This is a genomic window from Pseudidiomarina xizangensis (assembly GCF_052541995.1).
This window is the reverse complement of the sequence record NZ_JBOBQA010000001.1, coordinates 1,405,331-1,419,394: the sequence shown is the minus strand read 5'-3', so window position 1 is coordinate 1,419,394 and position 14,064 is coordinate 1,405,331. Positions and strand designations below refer to the sequence as shown.

At 50.6% G+C, this 14,064-nt stretch carries 15 protein-coding genes; 11 read left to right on the top strand and 4 right to left on the bottom strand.

The window, feature by feature from the left end; genetic code table 11:
* Positions 1-97 precede the first annotated feature (97 nt).
* Together ompR and envZ are read left to right on the top strand one after the other, a co-directional pair.
* Complete coding sequence (gene ompR / locus ACQ5ES_RS06865; RefSeq protein WP_445015183.1) at positions 98-826, top strand: osmolarity response regulator transcription factor OmpR; 729 nt, start codon at positions 98-100, stop codon at positions 824-826.
* The gene (gene envZ, locus ACQ5ES_RS06860; RefSeq protein ID WP_445015182.1) at positions 826-2,154 is read left to right on the top strand and encodes a two-component system sensor histidine kinase EnvZ; all 1,329 of its coding nucleotides are present in this window, start codon (positions 826-828) and stop codon (positions 2,152-2,154) included. Before ompR ends, envZ begins: the two co-directional genes overlap by 1 nt.
* Before the next feature lies 1 nt (position 2,155).
* On the opposite strand, the gene sthA is transcribed toward envZ, so the two are convergent.
* Positions 2,156-3,562 (bottom strand): Si-specific NAD(P)(+) transhydrogenase, encoded by a 1,407-nt coding sequence (sthA, locus tag ACQ5ES_RS06855; protein WP_445015181.1) that lies wholly within the window; start codon positions 3,560-3,562, stop codon positions 2,156-2,158.
* 126 nt (positions 3,563-3,688) lie between these two features.
* On the opposite strand from sthA, the gene nudE reads away from it, so the two are divergent.
* Entirely contained in the window at positions 3,689-4,246 is a 558-nt protein-coding gene (gene nudE, locus ACQ5ES_RS06850; protein WP_445015180.1) for an ADP compounds hydrolase NudE, read from the top strand.
* Positions 4,233-5,075, top strand: coding sequence for a 3'(2'),5'-bisphosphate nucleotidase CysQ (gene cysQ, locus ACQ5ES_RS06845; protein ID WP_445015179.1), 843 nt, complete (start codon positions 4,233-4,235; stop codon positions 5,073-5,075). The genes nudE and cysQ overlap by 14 nt, the downstream gene beginning before the upstream one ends.
* On the opposite strand, the gene ACQ5ES_RS06840 is transcribed toward cysQ, so the two are convergent.
* Positions 5,044-5,265: a YheU family protein gene (locus ACQ5ES_RS06840; protein WP_445015178.1), complete on the bottom strand. Its 222-nt coding sequence runs from the start codon at positions 5,263-5,265 to the stop codon at positions 5,044-5,046. The genes cysQ and ACQ5ES_RS06840 overlap by 32 nt on opposite strands.
* A 9-nt stretch (positions 5,266-5,274) precedes the next feature.
* A complete protein-coding gene (locus ACQ5ES_RS06835; RefSeq protein WP_445015177.1) occupies positions 5,275-7,167 on the bottom strand; it encodes an ATP-binding cassette domain-containing protein in 1,893 nt (630 codons plus the stop codon).
* 30 nt (positions 7,168-7,197) lie between these two features.
* Between ACQ5ES_RS06835 and ACQ5ES_RS06830 the strand changes: the two genes are divergently transcribed.
* The 4 genes from ACQ5ES_RS06830 (at position 7,198) to ACQ5ES_RS06815 (ending at position 9,575) form a co-directional block, all read left to right on the top strand.
* A complete protein-coding gene (locus ACQ5ES_RS06830) occupies positions 7,198-7,473 on the top strand; it encodes a YheV family putative zinc ribbon protein (protein WP_445015176.1) in 276 nt (91 codons plus the stop codon).
* A 37-nt stretch (positions 7,474-7,510) separates the two neighbouring features.
* Positions 7,511-7,933, top strand: a complete 423-nt coding sequence (locus tag ACQ5ES_RS06825; protein WP_445015175.1) for an MAPEG family protein — start codon at positions 7,511-7,513, stop codon at positions 7,931-7,933.
* Between the two features lie 136 nt (positions 7,934-8,069).
* Positions 8,070-8,984, top strand: coding sequence for a M14 family metallopeptidase (locus ACQ5ES_RS06820; protein ID WP_445015174.1), 915 nt, complete (start codon positions 8,070-8,072; stop codon positions 8,982-8,984).
* Between the two features lie 15 nt (positions 8,985-8,999).
* Positions 9,000-9,575: a DUF1415 domain-containing protein gene (locus ACQ5ES_RS06815; RefSeq protein WP_445015173.1), complete on the top strand. Its 576-nt coding sequence runs from the start codon at positions 9,000-9,002 to the stop codon at positions 9,573-9,575.
* Positions 9,576-9,581: 6 nt separating this feature from the next.
* On the opposite strand, the gene queG is transcribed toward ACQ5ES_RS06815, so the two are convergent.
* Positions 9,582-10,697, bottom strand: a complete 1,116-nt coding sequence (queG, locus tag ACQ5ES_RS06810; protein WP_445015172.1) for a tRNA epoxyqueuosine(34) reductase QueG — start codon at positions 10,695-10,697, stop codon at positions 9,582-9,584.
* A gap of 63 nt (positions 10,698-10,760) precedes the next feature.
* On the opposite strand from queG, the gene ACQ5ES_RS06805 reads away from it, so the two are divergent.
* Genes ACQ5ES_RS06805 through ACQ5ES_RS06795 form a run of 3 tightly spaced genes read left to right on the top strand, consistent with a single transcriptional unit; the run spans position 10,761 to position 14,058 of the window.
* Entirely contained in the window at positions 10,761-12,272 is a 1,512-nt protein-coding gene (locus ACQ5ES_RS06805) for an NAD(P)H-hydrate dehydratase (protein WP_445015171.1), read from the top strand.
* Complete coding sequence (gene tsaE / locus ACQ5ES_RS06800; RefSeq protein WP_445015170.1) at positions 12,269-12,745, top strand: tRNA (adenosine(37)-N6)-threonylcarbamoyltransferase complex ATPase subunit type 1 TsaE; 477 nt, start codon at positions 12,269-12,271, stop codon at positions 12,743-12,745. The genes ACQ5ES_RS06805 and tsaE overlap by 4 nt, the downstream gene beginning before the upstream one ends.
* A complete protein-coding gene (locus ACQ5ES_RS06795) occupies positions 12,745-14,058 on the top strand; it encodes an N-acetylmuramoyl-L-alanine amidase (RefSeq protein WP_445015169.1) in 1,314 nt (437 codons plus the stop codon). The genes tsaE and ACQ5ES_RS06795 overlap by 1 nt, the downstream gene beginning before the upstream one ends.
* Positions 14,059-14,064 lie beyond the last annotated feature (6 nt).

The following is a 14,064-nucleotide window of genomic DNA, read 5'->3' as shown; positions in this document are numbered from 1 at the left end:
TACAAAAACTAGACCGCAGCTGACCGTCGTTCGTTGGCAAAGTGTGACGCTTCTTTTATAGTTGCAACATTATTATGGCCATTGGAGCAGCTCAGGCATGGCGCAAGAGACCTTTAAAATACTAGTCGTAGATGACGATGCACGGTTACGCAGCTTATTGGAACGTTACTTAACGGAGCAAGGATTTTATGTTCGTTCAGCGGCAGAAAGTGAGCAAATGGATCGCTTGCTTGAGCGCGAAAACTTTCATCTTATGGTACTCGACCTGATGCTCCCGGGAGAGGATGGTTTATCGATTTGCAAGCGTTTACGTCATGCCAATAATGACATTCCTATCGTCATGTTGACGGCCAAGGGTGATGAAGTCGATCGAATTATCGGACTCGAATTAGGCGCTGATGACTACCTGGCGAAACCATTCAATCCGCGTGAGCTGTTAGCGCGGGTTCGTGCAGTATTGCGGCGTCGTGGAAAGTCCATTCCTGGAGCGCCATCAGCCGATGACGAAGAAATAACATTTGGCGAGTTTCGACTGAACTTAGGCACACGGGAGATGTTTCGCGGTGATGAACCTATGCCGCTTACCAGCGGTGAGTTTGCGGTGTTAAAAGCTTTGGTTACGCATCCGCGTCAGCCGATGTCGCGAGACAAGTTGATGAACCAAGCCCGCGGCCGTGACTACAGTGCACTTGAACGCAGTATTGACGTGCAAGTGTCACGTCTGCGCCGGATGTTGGAAGTGGATGCCGCGAATCCACGCTATATTCAAACGGTGTGGGGTCTGGGTTACGTGTTTGTGCCGGATGGCAGCAAAAAAGACAGCTAATGCGCATTCTTCCGCGTTCCGCATTTGCCCGCACGGTCGCGTTAATCGCGATGCTGTTGCTGATCAACCAAGTGGTTTCTTACGTAATGGTGGGGGTCTATGTTGTTAAGCCCACCATGCAGCAGATCAGCTCTGTGGTTTCCAAACAAGTGCAAGGGATTATTGTGCTTGATCAGTGGCTGAGCAGCCACGAAATGTCTGCATTAGAAAAGCGTTCACTGGCCGAAAGCTACACTCAAGCTGTTGGTATTGATGGTTTCTCCGAACCGGAAGCGATCGCTAATGGGCTTGATCAAGCCACCACCTATAACTTCCTCTCAAACCAAATGAGTCAGCAGCTGGCGGCGAATACCGAAGTACGGATTTCGCAGCAGGGCGTTTACTATGTTTGGATCCGTACCGAATCACTCGCAGGCTACTGGCTGCGTGTCGAACTTGAAACCTTTGATGAAGCCCGATTTTCGCCATTGTTGTTCTATTTGTTTTTAATAGGTGCACTTAGCGTACTAGGTGGAATGCTTTTTACGAACTGGCAGAATAAGCCATTAAAGTCGCTTGAAGCGGCGGCATTGCAGGTGGGGCGGGGCGACTACCCAGAAGCCCTGCCTGAGCGCGGCTCCACGGAAGTTATCGCGGTAACTAAGGCTTTTAATCAGATGGCGCAAGGGGTGCGGCAGTTAGAACAGGATCGAGTCTTGCTGATGGCTGGAGTGTCACACGATTTGCGCACACCATTGACGCGGATCCGACTTGCGACCGAAATGATGCCGCCTAGTGAAGATTCATTAGCGGAAGGTATTATCAGCGACATTGAGGACATGAATGCCATTATTGATCAATTTATCGATTATGTGCGGCTCGATACCTTGGCGGATAGCGATTGTGAAAACCTAAATTACTTGATTGAAGATGTGGTTGGTCATGTGCCAGAGAGCTGGCATGCGAAAATCGATGTGCGTTACGGCGAGATCCCAAAAATACCTGTTCGTGCTATATCGATAAAGCGGGTGTTACTCAACTTACTGGAGAACGCGGAGCGCTATGGTGGCGATCGTATTGCTATTGAGACAGGCTACAACACTAGCCTGCAGCATGTTTGGATAACTGTAAGTGACAACGGTGAGGGAATTGCAGCCGGTCAAATTGAACACGTACTGCAGCCGTTTACGCAAGGTGATAAAGCGCGGGCCTCGAAAGGTTCAGGGTTAGGGCTAGCGATTGTAAAGCGTATCGTGGAACGTCACGGTGGACGTATTTCATTTGGCCGTAGCCAGAAACTTGGCGGCTTAGCGGTTCGTTTCGAACTGCCAAGCGCCAAACCTGAATGACCTAGTCGCGAACCCGGTTGAGTCCGTTGAGCGCAGCAACGCGATAAGCTTCTGCCATGGTCGGGTAATTAAATGTCGTATTGACGAAATACTCGATAGTATTGCCGCCATTCTTTTGTTCCATAATGGCCTGGCCGATGTGAATAATTTCGGCCGCACGCTCACCGAAGCAGTGAACACCAAGTACTTCTTTGGTTTCACGATGGAACAACAATTTCAAACTTCCCACTGCCATATTAGAAATCTGTGCCCGCGCCAAGTGCTTAAATTGGGCACGTCCGACTTCGTACGGCACTTTCTGCTGGGTCAGTTCTTCTTCGGTTTTGCCGACGGAGCTGATTTCCGGAATGGTATAAATACCCGTAGGAATGTCGCTGACCAAGCGCTGTGCACAGTCACCAAAGAGCATCGCGGTTGCGCAAATGCGGCCTTGATCGTAGGCGGCTGATGCGAGTGACGGATAACCGATGATATCGCCTACAGCGTAAATATTTTCCACCTTAGTTTGGTAATGTTTCGAAACGTCGAGCTGGCCACGAGAGTTCGGTTTCAAGCCTAATACCTCGACCTTGAGGTCCTCAATATTACCTGAACGACCATTCGCATAAAGCAAACAATCGGCATCAAGGCGTTTACCCGATTGTGTGTAAAGCGTCACGCCGTCTTCATGCCCTTCAATGCGGTCGTATTCTTCATTATGACGAATCACTACGCCATTATTGCGTAAATGGTAGCTGAGTGCGTCTGACATCTCGGCATCCAAAAACGACAATAAACGATCGCGGGTATTAATCAGATCGACTTTCACGCCTAACCCGCGAAAAATACTCGCGTACTCACTACCCACCACACCCGCACCGTAAATGATGATGCTGCGCGGTTCATGATTCAATGAGAGTACGGTATCTGAATCGTAGATACGTTCATGATCAAAATCGACATCTGGGGGATGGTAGGGGCGCGAGCCCGTAGCGATCACCACCTGTTTGGTGCCAACATATTCGGTGGTGCCATCTGCTTGAGTGATTTTAATGGTGTTTGCGTCTTCAAACGTGGCAGTGCCATGCAGTACGGTGACGTCATTGCGCTTATAAAAACCGCTGCGCATTTGTACCTGTTGCTGGATCACGCCCTGGGCATGCTGCAAAATATCTGCAAAAGATAAACCACGCTGGATGTTCTGACCGGAAAATAGAGGATTACTGTTGAACTCGATTAAGCGGCTAACGGAGTGTCGAAGCGCTTTCGACGGAATGGTGCCCCAATGGGTGCAACCACCGCCAATCGACTTGTGCTTTTCGATAAGAGCGACCTTGCGACCATTTTTTACCAGTTGCATCGCTGCGCCTTCACCACCTGGTCCGCTACCGATGACGACTGCGTCAAACTGTGTCGTTGTTTCGCTCATGAAAAGCTCCTCTGTGTTGTACCGCTAGTTACAAGCCGTTATAGTAACCGAAACAGCAGTTCGGAAGCCAGTAACCTAGGTTTATTCTGGATATCAGTTTGGCAGATTCCAAGTGGTGGCGAGTAAATGGCGCGACAACCTATCCCAGAGATCCTTCAACGACAAATTGTAGCTCGAAGCCGACTGCTGCGCATTGAAGCTATCGATTTGCGGTTCAGTAACGGTGTTGAACGCCAATTCGAACGCATGCAGAGTAGTGGCCGTGGCGCTGTTATGATTGTGCCTTTCGTTGATGATGAAACGCTGATGCTAGTGCGCGAGTACGCTGCGGGTCTCCACAACTATCAGCTCGGTTTCCCCAAGGGCTTGATTGATCCTGGTGAAACGCCAGAAGAAGCCGCCAATCGAGAATTAAAAGAAGAGATTGGATTCGGTGCCCGACAACTTATTCCGCTGAAAAGTGTGACCATGGCGCCGCAATTTTTCTCCGCCACCATGCATATTTTTATCGCTCGCGATCTCTACCCTGAGCAACTTGAAGGTGATGAGCCAGAGCCGCTAGAACGGGTGCCTTGGTTGCTAAGTAAAGCTGAAGCTTTGCTGGCTCAGGATGACTTTACCGAGGCTCGTAGCATCGCGGCACTACTCATGACACTAAGGAAGATTGCTCGTGAGCCCAGCTAAGCAACTGCAGGAATGGTTGGAAGGCGCAGCCGCGATCGCTCAGCAGGCCGGCGACTTGATAATGGAGTTGTACGAAGAGCAAGCTTATGCGACCTTTGAAAAAAGTGATAACTCCCCGGTCACTAGCGCCGATTTAGCTGCGCACAAGTATATTGTTGGCAAGCTACAAGAACTGACGCCAGACCTGCCGATTTTATCCGAGGAAGGTGCGCATCTCTCATTAGAAGAGCGACGGCATTGGCCGCGTTATTGGTTGATTGATCCCATCGATGGTACGCAAGAGTTTATTGCGCGTAGTGGTGACTTCACCGTGGTGATTGCTTTAGTAGAGCAACATCAACCTACGCTCGGAATCATCTATTGGCCCGCGGGTGACAAGCTGTATCTCGCACAAAAAGGCGCAGGCGCGTTTCGCCGTGACATCAATGGTGAACAGCAGCTCGCCGTACGTAAGTTACAGGATCCCGCCAATGACCCGGTGATTCTTGCGATTAGTCGGCGGCAGCCCCGCGAGCGGGTACTGCAACGGATGAATCCTGACCGCGAACTGAGCACGGTACCTGCTGGTAGTTGCTCGTTGAAAGCTTGCTTGATTGCTGAAGGGCAAGCGGATTGTTTTTTGCGCGTCGGCCCCACGGGCGAATGGGATACCGCAGCCGCGGATGTGATTGTCGGCGAAGCTGGCGGCTGTATTTTGAGCGAGCATTTTCAACCGATCACGTACAACGAAGAAATGGAGTTAGGTAATCCAAATTTTTTGATTCTTGGTGATGCTGAGGTCTCTTGGCGCGATGTGTTTATTCGTCATCGAACCCATCCCGAGGCATGATATTGACCGTTTCATGCAATTCAGACCAAACTAAAACAGCGTCACCGCGTTCCAGTTGCTCCCGTACATCTGAGACTTTTTCTGCCAGCGATTTTTCTTCTAACCCGTAATCAGTGCCTTCACGTAAAACAAAGGCTTCGATAATGTTATCGAGCAGTTCTGCATCAAGTTGCTGCCATGGAATCTGCATAATTTGGTGTTAATCCTCCACTTCTGCTTGCTGTAGCGCTTCTTCTGCAGCCATCCAATTTTCTTCTGCTTGCTGTAATGCTTGTTGCGCGCGCGTTTGTTGTTGTAATAATTCTTGTAGGCGTGGTTTATTGGCATCCTCGTATAAACTACTGTCACCCAGAAGCTCATTGAGCTCAGCCAGTTTACCTTCGTTCTTGTGTACCTCGCGCTCATGCTGCTGGACCGCATCCTTAAGCGGTTTTAGCCGCTTGCGGCGTTCTGCGGCCTCCCGCTTCTCGGCCTTACGATCGGCTTTGCCTGAGCTTACCTCGGAAGTTGCTTGGGAGGGACGTTGACGATCCTGCAACCAGCGATGGTAACCATCTAAGTCATCGTTAAATAAGCTAACTGTGCCATCGGCAACCAGGAAAAAGTCATCCACTGTTGTGCGTAACAAGTGTCGGTCGTGCGAGACAATCACCATAGCTCCCTCGAAATCTTGTAACGCAAAAACCAACGATTCACGCATCACGCTGTCGAGATGGTTAGTGGGCTCATCTAACAATAATAAGTTGGGCTTCTGGTAGACAATGATAGCTAACACCAGACGTGCTTTTTCGCCACCTGACATGGGTGCGACCAACCGAGTTGCCTGATCGCCGGTGAAACCGAACCCACCCAGGAAGTCGCGCAGTTGCTGTTCAGTTGCGTGCGGGTCGAGTCGTTGAATGTGCTGCAAGGCGCTGGCTTTTAGGTCGAGGGTTTCAAGTTGGTGCTGTGCAAAGTAGCCCAGCTTTACCCCTGAATTAAGCTCCACGGTGCCATTTTGTGGCGCGAGCTCACCGGCGAGTAACTTGACCAGGGTGGACTTACCCGCACCATTGCGACCGAGCAAACCAACGCGACTGCCGGGCACCAGGTCAAATTTTATTGAACGCAGCACGACCGTATCGCCATAGCCGGCTTGCACGTTCTCGAGAGTGAGTAAGGGGTTGGGCAATTGCATGGGCTGGCGAAAGCGAAATTGGAACTGACTATTTGCCACTATTGGCGCACTCGCTTGCAGACGTTCAAGTGCCTTTATGCGGCTTTGTGCCTGTTTCGCTTTACTAGCTTTATAACGGAAGCGGTCGATGTACGTTTGTAGATGCTTACGCTGTGCCTGCTCTTTTTCGAATTGCGCCTGTTGCTGTGCTATTTGTTCAGCTTGCTGGCGCTCAAAGCTGCTGTAGTTACCGTTGTAAGAGGTGGCTGTTTGCTGCTCGATATGAATAATTTGCTGGCAGATAGCGTCTAGAAAGTCGCGGTCGTGAGAAATCAGCAGCAAGGTACCGGGGAAGCGTTGCAACCAGTCTTCGAGCCAAAAGATCGCATCAACATCAAGGTGGTTGGTGGGTTCATCCAGTAGCAGTAAGTCGGCTCGCGAAATCAAGGCTTGGGCGAGGTTAAGGCGCACTCGCCAGCCACCGGAAAAAGCTTTCACTGGCTGTTGAAATTGCGCATCAGTAAAACCAAGTCCCGCTAACAGCGATGCTGCTCGCGAAGGAGCCTCGTACGCACCGATGGTGGCAAGCTGGTCATGTAAGCGACCGATAGCATGACCGTCATCAGCTTGCTCTGCGTTTGTCAGTTGATCTTCGAGTTGGCGCAATTCCGTATCACCATCGAGTACATAGTCAAGCGCACTTCTATCTAAAGCTGGTGTTTCCTGCTTTACACTGGCGATGCGCCATTGCTGTGGCACATCACATTCGCCTTGTTCCACTTGTAACTCACCACGCAGTAAGGCAAACAATGACGATTTACCAGTGCCATTACGACCGACAATACCGACATGATGACCAGGGAAAATAGCTAAATCAGTGTTCTCGAGCAAGACGTTGCCGCCGCGCATCAGCGCCATGCCACGGATTGAAATCATGACTAACCTTGTTGTGCTTGGTGTTGATGAATGAATCTGCGACAATTATACCTGAAGCGAGACGAGGTGAATATGGCACGGACACGTAAACGTTTTATCGCTGGCGCGGAATGCCCAGCTTGTCAGGCAATGGATACGCTGATGTTGTTAATCACCGAAAATAAGCAGGGTGAACAGCTGGAGCTGGTGGAATGTGTTGCCTGTCATCATCGCTTCAGCGAACAAGACAAACAGCAACAACCTGCCACAGAGCCGACTAAAGTAGTAAAAGATGACAATGTGATCGGCATTTTTAAACCCGAATAACCGACCTGGTTGGTCAGAACACTAAAAGGGGTAAGGTATGCAAACAGATATGACGTTGGTCTTCATTGGTATATGGATAATTATCGCAACCTGGCTTTTGCAATGGGCGGTGGCCGCTGCGGTAAAAGCAAAACAGCCAGGCGCAATTCCTGGCAAAGTGCCAGAAAATATTAGCCACGATTCGCCAGTATTTCGTTGCCACCGAACCTTTATGAATACGCTCGAAAACGTACCTATGTTTCTTGCAACGGTTTTTTTAGGCCTGTTTTTGGGGCTTGAAAGTGACTGGTTCGGCTATTGGGTAATGCTGTTCGCCATTGCGCGTATCCTACACATGGCGCTTTACTATGCCATCGCGACCGAGAAAAACCCAAGCCCACGCAGCTGGTTTTTCGTATTAGGAGCGGTTGCTAACGTGGCTGTATTAGTTCAATGCGCAATGCAGCTGTGGTCATTCTAGTGGAACAATCAGATACACGCTTTTAATACTACGTTAAGCCGGCATTGTTGGCTGGAGACGAAGCGCCAAATAGCCTAAACTTAGTCATCATTTCAAAGTCATTCATCTGTTTTGAACGTTGAGGGAGTAGTCGAGCATGACCCAGCAGTACCCTATTGGAACCCCAGGGAAGCCCTGGAAAGATGCCGAGAAAAAGGCATGGTTCGAACAGCAGAGCAAACAACGTGATTATGGTAATGACGTCATTCGCCGCATCGATCATCTGCGCGAACAGTTCGATGTTGAAACCTATGGTGAATTAAATTACCACGGCCGCAGTTTCCCTTTGTTCGTCGTACGCAGTCGCAACTGGCATGTTGATCGTCCGACAGTGTTGGTGACCGGCGGTGTGCATGGTTATGAAACTAGCGGTGTGCATGGGGCTCTGTATTTTTTGGAAACGGAAGCGGTGAATCATTTATCGCGCTTTAATATTCTGGTAGCGCCCTGCATTAGTCCTTGGGGCTATGAAACCATCAACCGTTGGAATCCTGATGCGGTGGACCCAAATCGTTCCTTCGTCGAAGGTAGTCCGGCGCAAGAGACGGTGCTAATCATGAACTATTTAGTGAAACACAAAATTGCGCCAGCGGTGCACGTTGATCTGCATGAGACCACCGACACTGATAACTCGGAATTTCGTCCAGCGCTAGCCGCTCGCAATGGCACCAGCAATGACAACTGGAATATTCCTGACGGTTTTTATCTGGTTGCCGATAGCTCACGGCAAGAGCCGGAATTTCAGCGCGCAATTATTGAAACAGTGAAACCGGTAACGCATATAGCTCCGCCTGACGCCAGTGGGTGTTTAATTGGTGCACCGATGATGCAAGAAGGAGCTATTGAATATGACGCCAAGCCGCTTGGTTTATGTATGGGTATGACTGACGCGAGATTTGTCACCACCACCGAAGTTTATCCGGATAGTCCTAACACCAATCCGGTGGAGTGCATTGATGCACAAGTTGCCGCTGTACGCGGTGCACTTGAGTATGCCGCCGGTAAATGCTGAGGTGTTATTAGCCGCGTGAGTACTCAGAATAAAACTCTAACACCTGCTTGTGAGGCGGTAAGGCAATGGGTAGAGCGGGTGGTGATTGGTCTGAATTTTTGCCCGTTCGCGCACCGCGAAGTTGAACGACAAGCCATCGTCTACCGCGAGTGTGCGGCGGGCGACATAGCCGGTGCGTTGGAGGACCTCGCAGACGCGGCTCAACAGCTCGTCGCAGATGACAGTACTGAAACGACATTGTTGGTGCTAAGTAATGGCTTTGACGAATTCGATGATTATCTGGCGTTATTAGATTACGCCGATGTGTACTTGCATAAGGGAGGACTCGAAGGAACGCTGCAGATAGCAAGTTTCCATCCGCGTTATCAATTCGCTGGAACAGCTTTGGATGCTGCGAGCAACTACACTAACCGTGCACCTTATCCAGTTTTGCATTTGCTCCGCGAGGCCAGCTTGGCACGAGTGCTTAAGCGTTACCCAAATCCGGAGTCTATTCCGGAAAACAATTGTGAGGAAGCGGAGAAGCAAGGAGCTGCTTACTTCGAAGCCATTCTCGCGGAATGCCACGCGCGGTCGAAAGCGAAAGAATGAAGCAAGCTAAGCGTCGCGCGGCAGGCCTTTTTCAACCGCCCGCGTTAGCCTGAGTACCTGTTTACTGGTGGTTGCAGCTTTATTGCGTTGACGTGTCAGGGCCCAGTCTATGTGTTCATCGACCATTTCGTTTACCTCTCCTCGTTGCGCTTCCAATGCTTGGATGATCGCAGGGTCATGCGGCGCATTACCTAACGCGACAGCTAAATTGCGCTGCCAGGAGGCAAAACCAATGCGGCGAATCGGCGAACCTTCGGTGGTTTTTAAGAATGTGGGTTCGTCCCAACGCCATAGCCTTAATAATTCCGGCGCATGTAAGTCTTTTCTTGGCGCAAAGTCATCCTCGTCGGTGAGTTGCGCGTAGCGGTTCCAGGGGCAAATCAGTTGACAGTCATCACAGCCATAAATTCGGTTACCGATAAGCGGGCGGAATTCCTCTGGTATCGCCGACTTTAACTCGATAGTGAGATAGGAAATGCAGCGCCGTGCGTCCAGTTTGTAGGGTTCAACAATGGCCTGCGTTGGGCAAATGGTAATGCACGCGTTACAGGTTCCGCATTTTTCCGCGACCGGCTGATCTACGGGCAACGGCAGATTGACCAGTAATTCGCCGAGAAAAAACCAAGATCCGCCTTGCTCATCCAGCACAAGGGTATGTTTGCCAGTCCAGCCTAAACCCGCTTTGACCGCCAAAGGCCGCTCGAGGATGGGGGCGGAATCAACAAAGGGCCGGTAGTCGAGTTCAGTGCAGGCGCTTTTGATTTTTTCCCCTAACTGCTTAAGGCGCTTACGCATAAGCTTGTGATAATCGCGGCCCAAGGCATAACGGCTGATGTAGCCAAGTCGTGGATTCTTTAAGGTTTTGGCAAAACCAGCTTCTGCCGGTAAGTAATTCATCCGCACAGAAATTGCCCGGACACTGCCTTCGTGGAGTTGGTCTGGGCGCGTGCGTAGTTCAGCATGACGCTCCATGTAGTTCATTTCACCGTGCATGCCAGCGGCTAACCATTGTTGCAAGGCGTCCCGCTCTGCGCTTAAATCAAGGTCAGTAATACCGACTTTTTGAAAGCCAAGCTCGTGACCCCAACGTTTAATATCTGCAGCAAGTTGGTGGAAATCCATACGATTCGTCTTATGCTTAGGGGCAAGGGGACAAAATAACAAAAAACACAGGGAGATGCACCGATGCCGGTTAATATGCAACATCTTGTTTATCGTACCGCCCAAGTTCGAGAGCGTGAGCTTGAGGCTGCAGAATCACTTTCCGTATCTGCCGGGCAATTAATGCAACGGGCGGCGCAAAGTTGTTTAGCAGCTTTAGAACGGCAACACCCCGCACCCGCTCGGGTAATGATTTTATGTGGTGCAGGTAACAATGGCGGTGACGGTTGGGTGTTGGCGCGTTTGGCACATGCCCAAGGCTATCGCGTACAGGTGGTTGCGGCTCAGCCGAAAACGGATCTTGCTAAACAAGCCGCAGCCGCATGGGAAGATGAGCACGGTGCGGTGGAGCCACTCGAACAACTGGATCGTACCCATGTTGCGGAATATGACGTTATTGTGGATGCCATGTTGGGCACTGGTTTGAGTCGCGACCTCGATGAGCTCTACTGCCGCGCGGTTGAAACTCTGAATGATGCAAAAAATTTCCACAAGCTCTGGGTTCTCAGCATTGATTGCCCAACCGGGCTGCAGAGCGACCACGGGGTTGCTATTCCGGTCGCGGTTGAAGCCGACTACACGGTAACTATGGTGGCGCTGAAGCCTGGTTTACTCACAGCTCAGGCCGCACGTTATGTAGGCCATCTTGAGTTGGCCGAATTGGGTATTGCACCGGCTTTCCGTCAGCTTGAACAGCCGTTTGCCACGCTGATAGAGCAAGAAGAGGTCGCTCGGCACCTACCACCACGCAGTCCGAGTAGTCATAAAGGTAGTCATGGACATGTGGTGGTGGTGGGTGGTGCAGCTGGCATGTCCGGGGCGGTCGTTCTGGCCGGACGCGCCGCATTGCGCGCCGGAGCCGGTAAGGTTTCGGTGTTAACCCATCCTGATAGTCACAGCATCATTGCCAGTGCGCAACCAGAATTAATGGTATCAAGCAGCGCCGCCGATTCTGCCGCGGAAGTGACGGAGTTTATCACCCGTGCGTCAGCGGTAGTGCTGGGTCCTGGCCTAGGGGAAAGCGAATGGGGGCGGAAATTGTGTGAATGGATTCTCGCTAGCGACGTACCGGTTGTGCTGGACGCAGATGGCCTCAACTGGTTAGCGAAAAATCCCTCATGGGCGAAACGTTCAGCGCCGTTATGGATAACACCGCATCCCGGTGAGGCGGCCAGGCTGTTGAGTTGCAGTATCGCAGAGGTTGAACAGGATCGCTGGGCAGCAGTGAAACAGTTAGCGCAACGGTTTGAGGCGCAGGTGCTATTGAAAGGGCCTGGCTCATTGGTCGCACCGCCTGACTCAGCACGAATCCGTATTTGTCGTCGTGGTACACCCGCGCTCGCTGTAGGTGGTGCCGGTGATGTGTTGAGTGGCATTGCTGGTAGCCTTGTTGGTCAAGGGCTTGCCACTGAAGCAATCTTGCCCTGCGCCGCTTGGTTACACGGTGTCGCTGGAGAACACGCGGCAATTTCAGGGGAACGTGGTACACTACCGAGCGATTTAATGGAGCCGTTGCGGAAGTTAGTTAATCCATGATTGAGAAACATTTTTTTCTTGCTGATGAAGCTGCGTTACTAGCGCTGGCAAAGCGTTTGGCGATCGAGGTAGATGAAAGTAGAGGGCCCCATCAAGACGCCCTTGCGGTGTATTTGTTAGGTGAATTAGGTGCTGGTAAAACCACTTTTAGTAGAGGCTTTATCCAAGCTTTAGGGCATGAAGGTAAGGTGAAGAGTCCGACCTACACACTGGTTGAGAGTTATCAACTGGGCCGTTGGCAGGTTCATCATTTCGATTTATATCGACTGGCCGACCCTGAAGAACTTGAATTTATGGGTATTCGTGATTACCTTGACAGTAATACAATAATTCTGGCCGAGTGGCCGCAGCGCGGAGCTGGGGTCTTACCAGAGCCAGATTTGAAAATTGTCATCGATTACGTAGATACATCGCGGTCGCTGACGCTTGGTGCGCTAACAACAAGAGGTCGGGAACTTCTCGATAAACTCTAATGCAACGCTTGATCGCTGTTCTATTTACACTCGTGCTAGTGTGTTTTGCTGTACCTGCTACAGCGAAGAACACCATTGAAAACATTCGTATGTGGCCGTCTCCCGACCGCACCCGAGTGGTCTTCGATATGGGTGAGGAGCCAGTGTTCAGCTATTTCCATTTAAACCAATCACATCCGTATCGTTTGGTTGTTGATTTTCCGGAGACCGATCTCAACTTTAACATCGACCAATTTGAATCTAATTCCTTACTGGTAAAAACCATTCGCACCAGCACGGCGAAGGATGCTGGTAGTACGCGGATCGTATTGGAACTGGATAAAACCATAGAACCACAAATTCAATCACTTGGGCCGCAAGGTAACTATGGTCACCGTTTGGTGATTGATTTACCAGGGACCTCGTTAAAGCGCGATAGCACAGCACTTCGGGCAGAAGATCTACAAGAGCGCAAAGTAACCGTTGCCATTGATGCCGGGCATGGCGGTGAAGACCCCGGCTCAATAGGTCCCCGGGGAACCTATGAAAAAGATGTTGTGTTGAAAATTGCGCGGGCGCTAGCGAGCATGATCAATTCAGACCCAGCTATGCAGGCGTATCTGATTCGTTCTGATGACTACTACGTCGATGTTAATGAACGACCGCGCAAAGCGGAGCGAATCGATGCTGATTTATTTGTTTCTATTCACGCCGATGCCTTCGTTAGCCCACAACCGCGGGGCGCCTCGATTTGGGTGCTGTCAAACCGCCGGGCAAGTACAGAAATGGGGCGGTTATTAGAAAATAAAGAGCGCCTGTCTGATGTGCTTGCTGGGGTTGAACCTGCGGCCGATGAACAAGAGTTTCTGAACGAGACTCTGGTTTCAATGAGTATGGACCATGCAATGTTAAGTGGCTATGAAGCCGCGACAGAGGTTTTGGCCGAGCTGAAGCGCATCACCAAAATGCATAAAACCAAACCGCAGCATGCGAGTTTGGCGGTATTAACTTCGACAGCGATGCCTTCCATGTTGGTTGAAACTGGATTTATTTCGAACCCAACTGAAGAACAATTATTGCGTAGCAATCAGCACCAACAAAAGCTTGCTCGTGCTATTTATCAAGGCGTGCGCGGATTTTTCATGCGCCGACCACCGGATGGCACCATGTTTGCTTCGAACCGTGCTAGTCGCCATGTGGTCAGATCGGGTGAATCGTTGTCAATTCTGGCGCAACGTTACAATACCTCGGTAACAGCAATTAAAACGCGTAATAACCTGAACAGCTCGGTCATTCAAATTGGGCAGGTTCTCGAAATCCCTTCTCCTGAATAGGCGCAA